The following is a 12,852-nucleotide window of genomic DNA, read 5'->3' as shown; positions in this document are numbered from 1 at the left end:
CTTTGTTATGATTTATCTTTCGGTATTTGAAAAATCACATACTTTCCTGTCCACATTTGCGATGTAACGATGAATCTTTGTTGATCTTTATAAAAAAAGTAACCTGCCCCCTCTTGTGAATGAAAGGCATATCCTTTTTTCTTCATATGTTCTTTCAAATCGTCATACGCTTTCCCTTGATTCATATGGGAAATATAAAACTCGTAATCTTCATTTTCTTCTATTTTCACGAGCGACTCTTCTGAATGCTGAATTCGGTTTAAAACTTCCCGCTTGCTTACGGCACCTAGCTGCTTGGGTAACGGCGGGTAATACCATTTATTGTAGAAAAACAAAGTGAGAAAAAGACTAATCATCATCAGCCAGCAAATTTGTTTTTTCATCGTTTCCCCCTTTCTCATCATCGAGAGGAAGCGAATGAATTGTAATAATATTACCAAAATTATATCACTCATGCTTTAAACCTCAAGATATCACTGGTGTTTTTTCCATAAAATTCAATAAAAAACCTCACGCCTAAACAGGCATGAGGTTACTCAACCGTCATTTCGAGTTCTTCGATTCGTTTTTCTACATATTTTTGATCTTTTTGTGCATGGAACGTTTCTGCTTTCTCAATGATAGCGATGGTATTATACTCTGGAATTTGCGCATATGTTTCATAGATCCCTTTTGGAATGAGCACGTTTCCTTCCGGCCAATAGACAGCGATATTACCTTGCTTCACATCGGCAAATTTCGCGCGGCCCTGCATCATGCCGTGGCGATTATACGCAACAACCGGCTCCCCTTCGCGAATGCCAAGCTTTGCGGCATCTTTTTCGTGCATTAAAATATCGTAGCGGTCAGCCGCATTGAACGGGTCTTTATCGCTGTAAATCATCGAGTTAAACTGCTTACCACGCCGTGTCGTTACATAAAACTGCCCCTCTGCTTTTCTTAACTCCGGAAGTTCAATCGGAATCAAATGGCCACGGCCGTCTACGGTCGGGCAAATCCCTCCTTCGCAAAGCCAGGCGCCACCCCATTGGAACACGTCTCCGCGCTTTTTTAAATGCTGAATGCCGTCATAGTTGCGATTCACTACCGCAATTTCGTTGCGAATTTCCTGAGCGTTATTAAAGTAAATCAAATGTTTTGCTTCCGGCTTTACGCGTGAAGCAAGATCGATATAAATTTCCCACTCCGCCCGCGCTTCTTCAATGCGCGGTCCTTCAATTTCCGGACTGAAATAGACCATTCGCTCCGTGCTTGTTGATGTGCCACCGCCCGGCTGCTCATAACGAGTCATTGCCGGTAAGATAATCACTTCTTCTTTTGCATCCAATAACGTGGATGTGTTTAAAATAATATCTTGGTGCACACGCATTTCAAAGCTCTCAAGCGCTTTCCGGATAAAATCCGGGTTCGGCATCGTTTCTAGGAAGTTACCACCGCTTGTATATAATACTCTCACTTTTCGTTCATGATCATCAGGCAACAAACTATTTTCTAACGTTTGCCCGATGGTATCTCCTTGCCATTTTGGAATGTCGAATCCCCATACTTTTTCGATGCGCGAAATATTTTCTTCGTCAAATTCACCACCCGGCAATACAAATGGGTCTGCTCCCATTTCACCAGAGCCTTGAACGCCGCTGTGACCGCGAATCGGCATAAGCCCGCAATGAGCGCGCCCGATAAATCCGCGAAGCATCGCAAGGTTTGCCACTTGGGACACGTTGTCTGTGCCGAAGCGGTGCTGCGTGAGTCCCATACTCCAGACAAACACGCCTGATTTCGCTTCCGCAAGCAGCTTCGCAAATTCATACATTCGTTCCTTCGACAAGCCAGACGATTTCTCTAACGTTTCCCAATCGTATGTCGTGACATGTGCCTTCAACTCTTCAATTCCGTTCGTATGTTCACGCACAAACTTCCAGTCGATGGCGGACCCCAGATGCTTTTCCTCCATTTCAAACCAATGTTTCATGACACCGTTCATAAAGGCGATATCGCCGCCGATGTTCACTTGATAAAAATCGTCGGCAATTTTTGTCCCAAACAAAGCGCTCTCCCAAACAGATGGAATCCAATAATTTTCCATTGCTGGCTCTCGATACGGATTAATGACGATAATTTTTGTCCCTGCTTTTTTCGCCGCATACATATATTTCGTAGAGACAGGCTGATTGTTCGCAGCAACAGAGCCCCAGAACACAAGAACATCCGTACCAATCCAATCCTTGTAACTGCAGCTTGACGCACCAATTCCAAGTGAGCGCTTTAATGCCGTTTTACTTGGCGAATGGCAAATTCGTGATGCGTTATCAATATTATTCGTTCCTAAAAATCGTGCCACTTTGGCCGCTGTGTAATATACCTCATTCGTGATCCCACGCGCCGTTAAATAAAACGCGAGCTGCTTCGGGTTAATGCTTTTGATTTTTGCGGCGATGCGGTTTAACGCTTCATCCCAGCTGATTCTTGTCAATTTCTTTTCTCCCGGCTTTCTCGAAAGTGGATATGGAATTCTTCCTAATTTTCTTAATTCAGTGCTGTCTAACTCTCGCAATTTATCTACATTTTCGAGCCATTTTGGATCAATCGCAGGCATTGTATTGAGCCGTAATACATTTAAACGCGTCGTGCAAAGATGAGGACCTGTGAGCGTCTGGTCATGCAAACCTGACACTCCGAGGGCACAGCCGTCACAAACCCCTTGTGTCAAAATACGATAAGCATAGCCAAGTTGATCACGATTTTCCCATACGACTTTTAACGTATCACGAATATGATGCGGCTTGACTTTCCCTAACCCCATCGGCATCATACTTACCCAAAGAGACGGTTTTGGCCGCTGGTTTAATTTAATGGGGCCTGTATGTTTTGTTTTTCCCATATGGACACTCCTCAAAACAAAATATATAAAATTTTCTAAATTATTTTTCTTTTTTTATAGTATGATTGTATCATAAAAACAGAATGGAATGACGTACGGAATATAAAGAAGGTGATAAAAATGGAAAAAGAGAACACGATACGAAAAACAATATTCAAATATACGAATGAAGGACTTATGAAGCAAGAAGACGAAATCGTATCCGAATATCCTCTTACAATGATCGTCAACGGCGAGGAATTCGCGACCATAGTTTGCTCGCCTGACCATCTTGATGAACTCGTCTTCGGTTTTCTCGCTTCGGAAGGTGTGATTCGTTTTCAGAGTGATATAAAACAAATGTCACTTGATGAAAACCGCGGATTTGCCTATATCGACTTACATGTAAAGCAACCCGTAAGACAACAATATTTCTCCAAACGTTTTATCGGTTCGTGCTGCGGGAAAAGCCGGCAATTTTACTTGCATAACGATGTGAAAACAGCAAAGACGGTGATGTCAAACATAAAAATAAGCATCAAACAATGTTTTCAGCTGATGAAAACAATGCAAAGCGGCAGCGTCCTTTTTCAGCAGACAGGCGGGGTGCACAATGCCGCTCTTTGCACCGCAAACGAATTGATTGTTTCACGGTCTGATATCGGCAGACATAATGCGTTAGATAAAATTTACGGACATTGCTTGCTTCAGAAAATCTCTGTGCGCGATAAAATCATCGCCTTTAGCGGCAGAATATCCTCTGAAGTGTTGTTAAAAGTGTCGAAAATCGGCGTTGGGATTATATTATCGAAGTCCGCTCCGACCGATTTAGCGTTAAAACTAGCAGAAGACTTAAACATTACCGTCGTCGGGTTTATCCGCAGTGATAAGCTGAACGTGTATACGCATCCGGAGCGGATCGTAGAAGTTGATGAATCATAACTTTGTTCGATAAAAGCAGAAAGAGGTGCCATGATGAATATTCGTCGGTTACATAAAAACGAACAGCCGCCGATGCATTTACTGTTGCTGGGCAGATCCTTCGGAAAAGCTCGTGAAAGAATACATCAGACGTGGGCAGTGTTTTGTCGCAGAAATCAATGGTCAAATCATCGGCGTATATGTACTTCTTCCAACACGGCCCGAAACGATAGAACTTGTGAACATTGCCGTTGATGAGAAGCAGCAAGGAAAAGGCATTGGCAAACAATTAGTACTCCATGCAGTTGAAAATGCGAAACAACAAGGATACAAAACGATGGAAATCGGAACGGGCAACTCAAGCATCAGACAGCTTGCTCTTTATCAAAAGTGTGGGTTTCGCATCACTGGGGTGGATCGAGATTTCTTCGTCAAACACTACCCAGAACCTATTTTTGAAAATGGGATTCAATGTCGCGATATGATCCGTTTATCTCAAGAATTATAATTGCACGAGAAAAGCTCTGCCCTTGTAAAGGTTATAATCATATTCTTCTGTATGTTTTTTAAATCGACAACAGCTTCCAATTTAATTGAACAGATGAGAAAGTGGAATAAGAAAAACAGAAGGTAAGCAAACATATTAAACATGCCCAATATGTGCTTACCTTTATTTTTAAAGGATGATTAGGTTTTAGCTCTTGGTAACACGAAAGTCGGTTGATTTTGAAAGCTCTCTTTGCAATACTGCTTCTGTTTCAATATCAAATAGCCATTTATTCAAAAACTGAATTTGATATATGAACTTATTACTTTATATGAACTAACATGCTCATTATTGTTTCTTCTTGGTGAGTCTCTATTCGTTATACCAATTCCTTTATGAGTTGAATCTCTTATTGCATCAAGTCCAAACGTTAATTTATCTGATCTTGAATCATTCTTCCACCCTCCTCACTCCCATCGTTTCATTCGAACACGGTAAGGAAAATTGTCACACTCCAACTTCCATCATCCGATAAATGGTAAGATACAACAAAAGGCTGTTCGATCATTTCCTCGCTTTAATACTTTCCTATATCTTCTTTGACGGTTCTTCCCTCATAAAATTTTCTTTGTTCATTCAATGGTTTTTCTTTAGCAGTCATCATGTCTGGGATGATTTTTATCACAACGGTGCGACTTCCCATCGAAGACCGGTACGACTCTACATGGTGTTTTGAAAGCGGAGATGAAAAATAGCCAGGAACATATTTATCAAGCAGCTGTTGCATCGCCATAGTTGCTTCGTCTATGTCAGAAACGATCGTTGCCTTTCCGAATAACATCACGCTCATATAACTTGTATCTGTCCTTGCCGGCACTGGATGTACCATCGTGCCAAAGTGTTCGCTTACCGTAAAACAAACGCGCGAATTTTTCTTGAGCATCTCCACTTTTCTCCCTTCTTCAGCGCCGTGAACATAAATGGCACCATTCCACCAAACGAAATTGAGCGGAACAACATAAGGTTCGTTGTCGTCTGCCAGCCCTAAATACCCGATTAGTGCCGATGATAAAAATGAAGAAACTTTCGCTTCGTCGTTACATTCTAACATTGGTCTTCTCATCGAATACATCTTTTTTCCTCCTTGTGACCTTTGTTATAATCATTGTAAAAAGATGTTGACCTCATTGATAGTGACAGTTTTATAAAAACTTTTAGTGTCAGAGGAGATTGTTATGATTGAGTTAACCCCTGATTTAGATGCGAATAAACCTGTGCCACTTTATATGCAGCTCTACGAATATATAAAAAATAAAATTTTACAAGGTCATATACGAAAAGGTACTGCCTTGCCTTCCATTCGAGTGCTTTCAAAACATTTAGGGATAAGCCGAAATACAGTAGAAACCGCGTATGGACAGCTCATTGCTGAAGGATATGTCGAAAGTAAACCGCGAGTCGGCTTCATTGTGAAAGAATTAGATGAGGAGCTTCAACCTAAATGGGTGCCGCCTAAAATCATTCATACTTCCATCGAACAAAATATTGAAAAGCCACTATACGATTTTCGCTATGGCAATATCGACACATCCCATTTTCCAATGAAAGTTTGGCGAAAATGTATGAATGAGGCATTGGATGGGGAACTGGAACAAATCTTATGGTATGGGGAACGCAAAGGAGACACCGGGCTGCGGAAACAAATCGCAGACTATTTATTTCAAGCGCGCGGCATTCATTGTTCACATGAACAAATCATCATCGGCTCAGGCATACACCAAATAACAGGACTTCTTTGTCAGCTTTTTTCTCAGAAAACCGACACAGTCGCGATGGAAAACCCTTCATACGACGGGATACGTACTGTATTTGCCAACCATCATTATCGGATTCTCCCGATTTCCCTTGAGGAAGACGGGTTGAGTTTAGAGGAATTGGAAAAAAGCGCTGCAAACCTTGTCTATGTTACCCCCTCGCATCAACTTCCGTTAGGGATGGTTTTGCCAATTGGAAAGCGACAAAAATTATTGAAATGGGCGGAAAAAACTAAGGCATTTATTATTGAAGATGACTATGACAGCGAGTTTCGCTATGAAAGCAAACCCATTCCAGCGTTAAAAGCACTTGATACTCCAGATCGGGTCATATATCTAGGGACGTTTTCAAAAGTGTTAACTCCTGCGATTCGCGTAAGCTATATGGTACTTCCACATTGCCTACTGGAAGTATTTCAGAAAAAGTTTTATAACTACAATCAGCCTGTCTCTACGATTATTCAAAAAACACTATACCTTTTTATGAAATACGGTTATTTCGAACGGCACATTCGAAAGATGCGCCATATATATGCGAAAAAACAACAAACGCTCATCACCGCTATTCGCGAACATTTTGGGGACAACGCAACCATTATCGGCGAAAAAGCAGGATTGCATCTACTTATGCATTTGAAAAACCATAACAATGTAGACGAATTGGTCATCAAAGCAGAGAAAGCCGGTATAAAAGTGTATTCAGCGACGAAATATTGGTTTGGCGAAATCGGAAAGCCCCCTGCTTACGTATTATTAGGTTTTGGTGGAATGAACGAAAATGACATCCGCGATGGCGTTCGGCTGTTAAAAAAAGTTTGGTTTTCATAGACAAAAGTTTTAAAAATATAAATCCCGTACCATTCGGCAAAATGATACGGGACTAATTTTTTTTATAAAGTAGAAAAAGGGTTTGCGGAATGGCCTCGATGACATCTGTGGCAAGTACATCCAATGGTGAATGTCCCTTCTCAATGAGCACATCCGCCGCTTTTCCATGTACAAATACAGCATTGCTAATCGCTTCTTGAATGTTGGCATGCTGCATCATAAATGCAAGAATCATCCCAGTCAGTACATCACCGCTTCCTCCTTTTGCCAATGCGGGATTACCGGTTGTGTTGACATACTGCTTCCCGTCCGGAGTTGTCACAATTGTATAAGGTCCTTTTAACACAAGGTAAACACCGTACTCCATCGCAAACTGTCTGGAGATGCCAAAACGGTCTTTTTCGATATCGTGAATGGAAACATCAATCATTCGGGCCATTTCTCCAGGATGTGGTGTTACAATCGTCGCTTGTTTTCGTTCGTTTACGATTGAAACATAATCCTTCCAGAAATATAACGCATCCGCATCAAGAACGACCGGAACATCTTGACATAGCACTTTTTGAACCACGCTTTTTGTTCCCAACGTTCTTCCCATGCCCGGTCCTACGGCAATCGCGTCAATATCCAAGTTGTCGAAATCGATTTCACCGGCGAAGCAGCCGTTCATCGATGAACACGGATGGTACATCACCTCTGGAACATGAGTTGCTACAACCGAATAAATGTCATTCGGTACAGCCATTGTAAGTAATCCAGCTCCGCTTCTTAAAGCCGCTTTAGCGGTCATAGTGACAGCGCCAGTCATATTGCGCGAACCGCCAATAACAAGACCTTTCCCATATGTTCCTTTATGAGATGAACGCTTCCTTATTGGCAACGTTCGTACTACGTCCGCTTCATTCCAAACTTTGCGAAGCGATGTGTTTTTTTCTAAAGCAATTGGCGGAATGCCAATGTCAACGGTAACAAGTTCCCCGTAATAATCCGCGGTTGGAAACGTAAATGCGCTAAGCTTCGGATATTGCATGGTAATGGTTACATCAGCTTGAACCGCTGTATGTACAGTTCCTCCATCTGCGAAAACACCGCTTGGGACATCAATGGCATAGACGACAGAGTTGTCCGTTTTATTAATTTCGTCAATAATTTCTTTGTATGGTGACCTTACTTCTCCCTTTACGCCTATTCCAAGCATTGCATCAATGATGACGTCATAATTTTTTAATTGCTCAGCAAATCCTTTCTCATTACCGATATAACTTTTTACTTCGTATCCGCAATTTTCATAAATTTGCAACGCTACTTTTGCCGCCCCTTTTACTTTTTCTTTTAGCGGAATTAACCATAAATCAGTTTGATAGCCGTGACTTTTTAACACCCGGGCAATAATGAAGCCATCACCGCCATTGTTTCCTGTTCCCGCCAATACAGCCACACGATCAGAAAGTTTTATTTGATCAAGCAGCACCCGTGCAGCCGCTTGTCCAGCATTTTCCATCAACGATTCTTCACTCAGTCCAATTTGTTCAATGGTATATCGATCAATCGCATACATTTCCGAAGCAGTGACAATGCGCATAAAATTTCACCTCTTTACCTTTAGCAAAAGTAATCAGGCACTTGCTATTTGTGCATAAAATAAGAAACTCTCTTCAAAACAGAGATTAAACTTGCTTTTAAGGCATGAATGGAGGAACAAGGTAAAAAATAACCAATTGGAAAAGAATGAACGAACTTACCAAGATCGAAAAATAAAATTTCGCTTTCCTATGTGGAAAAATAAGGGCACACAAAAGCCCAATAAAAGCCCCTATCATTCCGTCTGATACCGCGATTGGAATGAGATATAAACCATCCGGAAATGAAGCGGAAGATACGATTTTCTCAACCATTTCATTAAAAACGAACATAGGAATGACATGAAACAAGTCTTTCATTCCTAAATATTCTGCTGAATGTTTAGTGGCGAGCATGATTGCACTATATAAGAGTAACGATAATATGAAAAAGGTCATAAAACCTTTTTGAATCCATTTTACCAAGTTATCTCCTCCCTCATTGGCAGACACTTTTTTCACACACCAATAAACTCGATACATAGAAAACAAAAACATTCCTGAGGCTAAGAATATGTTTTCAAAACGAATTTGGTAAATATCACGGCAATAATGAACATCTTAAGATCATAGACAATTTTACCAGCAATGCTCCAACAAATCTTTCTTCGTTTCTCTTTCCACTAATTAGTGGAATACGATATAAATACTGAAAGGAAAGCTTACAATAAAATAATAAGAAGAAAAAAAGCAATTAGCCAATATTTTTAGTTTCTTACTCCAAAACGATACAATGCTCTTCTAACACTTGACACTTCATAATGATCTCCGCCATCTTGTCATTTACGATATCTTCTATTCTTGAAAAATTTTAAAAACCCTTTTCATTGTTATTTTCAATCTAGAATATTATGTATTTTCTCTAAATGAATATTACTAACTTCTCTTCATACTAAGTATACTATGAGCCGCACAAAAAAGAAGGAAAGACATAGAGCAACTGCACGAGCAAATCAACTTTATCTCTTTCGCACTTCAACGAACTTGGCGCTCTTACAACCCAGTTACATGAACTTGCTGATATCACTGAAAACAAAGAGGACCGAATTACTGAATCATTCGGTCCTCACTTTCAATTAGAAAAAATTCGCAAATCGCTTAAAAACCTGCTGCTTTAATTAATCTCGCCACATTTTTTGCCTGGGTAAAAAGCAATTCTTTTGCCTGTTCCATGCATTGTTCTAAACTCATCGGTCCGCTTGCAATGGAATGACAACTGACAAAGTGCTCATACAATTGTTCATACCCTGTTCCAAGTCCCCCGGAAATAAGAATGGGCTTAGCTCCATATTGTTTTGAGATGGCTGCTACATAAGAAGGCACTTTTCCATAGAGCGTTTGAAAATCGCTTTGTCCTTCCCCCGTAATAACCCAGTCAGCCCGTTTTATCTTCTCTTCAAGCTGCGTCACTTCAGCAATAATACGTGAACCTGACATCATTTTTCCACCCAACAGTAAAAAGGCATAACCCAAACCACCCGCTGCTCCGGCACCTTTTACGTTTTTATAAGACTTGCCAATCTTTTTTTCAACAACGTTCGCATAATGGTCTAGTGCCTTATCCAATTCAAACACTTGGCGTGGTGTCGCCCCTTTTTGCGGACCAAACACATGCGAGGCTCCTCTTTCACCGCATAATGGATTATCGACATCGCTGGCGATTTGAAATTGGCATTCTTTCACAAGCGGATGGAGAGAAGAAAAATCGACAATCGCTACCTCCTTTACAGCCTCCCCAAATGGTTTCACGCTTTCACCATTACCATCGATAAAAGTGACGCCAAGCGCTTGCAGCATACCTAAACCGCCATCATTCGTCGCACTTCCCCCTAAACCGATAATAAATTGGCGGTACCCCCTTTCCATCGCATGAATCATTACTTCACCAATCCCATACGATGTTGTTTTATAAGGGTCCCGTTTTTCGGGTGGCACGATCGGTAAACCGGCAATCTTCGCGATTTCAATTACAACCGTTTTTCCATCATTTAACACCCCATATTCCGTCTCGATTTTGTCTCCCAAAGGCCCTGTTACCTCAACACAAAAACGCTTCCCCCCTATTGCATACATAAACGAATCAAGCGTTCCTTCTCCCCCATCGGCCATCGGAACAACTTCGATGCCTGCATGCGGAATTTCGCTCAAAAATGCTTGTTGTATGGTTGTTCCAACTTCAATGGCCGTCAAACTTCCTTTATAGGAATCTGGTGCAATGACAATGTTCATAAATGTCACCTTTTTTCTCCATTTTTTATTATGAACTTATCAAGTTTCATAAAACCCCTTGGAATATTCACTGAACTTCTCACAGATTATCTATATTTTTTTAATGGCTAAAAAATTTTCCTTACTTGTGCATGCTTTAGTTGTTTTAATACTATAAGAGCAGTAAAGAAGTAAACTTCTTTAAACATGTTGAGAAATCAAGCTAGATTTATATTCGCTACACTGCAATCTCCCTCAGACACATGAAAGTTGTGAGGGGGATTACCTTGATTATTTCTTCGATAGTTCAACATTCATTTCTAAATGCGACACATCACCAACCGTGACAAGTTCAAACGTCCCGTTCTCCACCTGTAACATCGTTAGGCTTGTTCCGTGCATAAACGGAGGATCCCACAGCTTTTCAAGCGGCATGTTTTTAAAATAGGCAATTAATGTTTTTAAAACAACCGCATGGGTCACAACAAGAACATTGCCTGACGGATGACGGTTCACGATGTCTTGTATGACGTTCATTGCTCGGGTTTGGACATCCATAAAACATTCGCCACGTTCTGGTGAGTAGAGATGCGGTTTATTCCAAAAGTGCTCGTAACCAATCGGATCGAACTCGGTAATTTCGTCATGCGTTTTTCCTTCCCAATCCCCGAGGTTGATCTCCCGTAAATTTTCGTTATGATAAATTGGGATGAGCCGTCCGCCTCGAATTAATTCTGCTGTTTCAACCGTACGACCGCTTGTGCTTGTATAAATCGCGGCAAATTCAACCGATTCAAGCCGCTTGCCTAAACGCACAGCATCCCTTCTTCCTTTTTCCGTTAACGGCGAATCTTGCCAGCCTTGCATTCTTTTTTGTACATTCCACTCTGTTTCTCCATGTCTTGTTAAATATAATGTTAGCATGTTTGTCCCCTCCCGTTTCATCCTCTAAAATATATGTTAAACCTTCTAGTCCACAGCTACTTCTAACATTCGAAACGAAACGTCACCATTCTCCTTCGCTTCGAGTGACGAGTTAATTCCATTTGCTAAAATCATCATCGGATCAGTATGGCCAAAATCAGCGTCATACACTATCGGAAAATCATAGTCACGGGTTGCTCGTAATAAAATTTCTTTTAAAAACTTGTTATCTTCTCCGAAACCAACAAGCGGGTGAAAACGACCAACTACTAATGCTTTTATTTTTTCAAAAACTCCAATGTGGCGCATTTGTGTAAGAAAACGATCAATTGAAGCAGGCGTTTCTTCTTCATCATCCTCAAGACAAAGGATTGCATCGTTAACATCTGGAAAATATGGTGTTCCTGCAAGTAAAAGCATTACTCCCATATTTCCCGCTATGATTTTTCCTTCTGCTCGTCCAGGTTTTAACACTTTTGTTCCTTTATTTGGTATCGTTTTCCGTTTTCGATTATCTTCTTGATCCCAAAGCAATCGCTCAGAAATCCATTCTTTTGAATGACGAAATTCAACTGCTTTTCCCTTTATAAGAACATCCTCAAAATATTCTTTTGTATAATCAAGTAATCCACCATATTCTCCAAACTGAGGAAGCAAAGCTGGACCTAGAAATGTAACAAGCCCTGTTTGTTTAAAAATCGCTAAATGAAGGGCTGTAATGTCACTGTAGCCCATAAAAATTTTAGGATTGTTTTGAATAAGACGATAATCCAAATCCTCTAATAATTGATGGGAGCATGTTCCACCAATCGTAGTAATGATAGCTTTGACCTCAGAATTAGCAAACATTTCATGAAGATCTTCAATTCGCTCCTCCATCGTTCCTGCCATGTACTCATTACGTTTTTTAGCGTTCTTTCCTACTATAACTTGAAAGCCTAAACGTTTTAACTCTTCTATCCCTCGTTGTAGTCTCCTTGGACATAATGCTGCAATTCCTGATGAGGGAGAAACAATGCCAATCGTATCTCCACGTTGTAATCTTTTTGGCCGAATCAATCTCTTTACTCCTCCCATAGTCCGTGTTACATTCATTAGCTGCTTTTTTTCATCAAACGTAAGCTGATAAATATCCGGCATGGAAAGCTGTTTCCAAAATTCATAGTCATAGTTCGAATCATAATCATTCAT

General features: G+C 40.7%; 10 protein-coding genes and 1 pseudogene. 3 read left to right on the top strand and 8 right to left on the bottom strand.

The genetic code is table 11. From position 1 onward, the window contains the following. Positions 1-5 precede the first annotated feature (5 nt). Together HNQ85_RS02985 and HNQ85_RS02980 are read right to left on the bottom strand one after the other, a co-directional pair. Positions 6-383, bottom strand: coding sequence for a hypothetical protein (locus HNQ85_RS02985; protein ID WP_181536042.1), 378 nt, complete (start codon positions 381-383; stop codon positions 6-8). Between the two features lie 149 nt (positions 384-532). Further along, positions 533-2,881 (bottom strand): FdhF/YdeP family oxidoreductase, encoded by a 2,349-nt coding sequence (locus HNQ85_RS02980; RefSeq protein WP_181536040.1) that lies wholly within the window; start codon positions 2,879-2,881, stop codon positions 533-535. A 120-nt stretch (positions 2,882-3,001) separates the two neighbouring features. On the opposite strand from HNQ85_RS02980, the gene fdhD reads away from it, so the two are divergent. Together fdhD and HNQ85_RS02970 are read left to right on the top strand one after the other, a co-directional pair. Continuing rightward, positions 3,002-3,802: a formate dehydrogenase accessory sulfurtransferase FdhD gene (gene fdhD / locus HNQ85_RS02975; protein ID WP_181536038.1), complete on the top strand. Its 801-nt coding sequence runs from the start codon at positions 3,002-3,004 to the stop codon at positions 3,800-3,802. 33 nt (positions 3,803-3,835) lie between these two features. After that, positions 3,836-4,289, top strand: a pseudogene (locus HNQ85_RS02970) (GNAT family N-acetyltransferase). 556 nt (positions 4,290-4,845) lie between these two features. Here HNQ85_RS02970 and HNQ85_RS02965 read toward each other — a convergent pair. Beyond that, complete coding sequence (locus HNQ85_RS02965; RefSeq protein WP_181536496.1) at positions 4,846-5,391, bottom strand: pyridoxamine 5'-phosphate oxidase family protein; 546 nt, start codon at positions 5,389-5,391, stop codon at positions 4,846-4,848. A gap of 112 nt (positions 5,392-5,503) precedes the next feature. Between HNQ85_RS02965 and pdxR the strand changes: the two genes are divergently transcribed. Beyond that, positions 5,504-6,910, top strand: coding sequence for a MocR-like pyridoxine biosynthesis transcription factor PdxR (gene pdxR, locus HNQ85_RS02960; protein WP_181536036.1), 1,407 nt, complete (start codon positions 5,504-5,506; stop codon positions 6,908-6,910). 52 nt (positions 6,911-6,962) lie between these two features. Here the strand turns inward: pdxR and HNQ85_RS02955 are convergent, their stop codons facing one another. From HNQ85_RS02955 to HNQ85_RS02935, 5 genes are all read right to left on the bottom strand, one after another. Then, positions 6,963-8,492: an NAD(P)H-hydrate dehydratase gene (locus HNQ85_RS02955; RefSeq protein ID WP_181536035.1), complete on the bottom strand. Its 1,530-nt coding sequence runs from the start codon at positions 8,490-8,492 to the stop codon at positions 6,963-6,965. A 97-nt stretch (positions 8,493-8,589) separates the two neighbouring features. Beyond that, positions 8,590-8,955, bottom strand: a complete 366-nt coding sequence (locus HNQ85_RS02950; protein WP_181536033.1) for a hypothetical protein — start codon at positions 8,953-8,955, stop codon at positions 8,590-8,592. Positions 8,956-9,627: 672 nt separating this feature from the next. Next, a complete protein-coding gene (locus tag HNQ85_RS02945; RefSeq protein WP_181536031.1) occupies positions 9,628-10,758 on the bottom strand; it encodes a glycerate kinase in 1,131 nt (376 codons plus the stop codon). 270 nt (positions 10,759-11,028) lie between these two features. Beyond that, positions 11,029-11,661 (bottom strand): histidine phosphatase family protein, encoded by a 633-nt coding sequence (locus HNQ85_RS02940; protein WP_181536029.1) that lies wholly within the window; start codon positions 11,659-11,661, stop codon positions 11,029-11,031. A 45-nt stretch (positions 11,662-11,706) separates the two neighbouring features. Then, on the bottom strand, positions 11,707-12,852 hold the full coding sequence (locus tag HNQ85_RS02935) for a S66 family peptidase (protein ID WP_409994110.1): 1,146 nt from the start codon (positions 12,850-12,852) through the stop codon (positions 11,707-11,709).

Source organism: [Anoxybacillus] calidus, from assembly GCF_013760845.1.
Classification (GTDB): Bacteria; Bacillota; Bacilli; order Bacillales; family Anoxybacillaceae; genus Paranoxybacillus; species Paranoxybacillus calidus.
The sequence above is the reverse complement of the archived record's forward strand: the minus strand, read 5'-3'. Positions and strand labels throughout refer to the sequence as shown.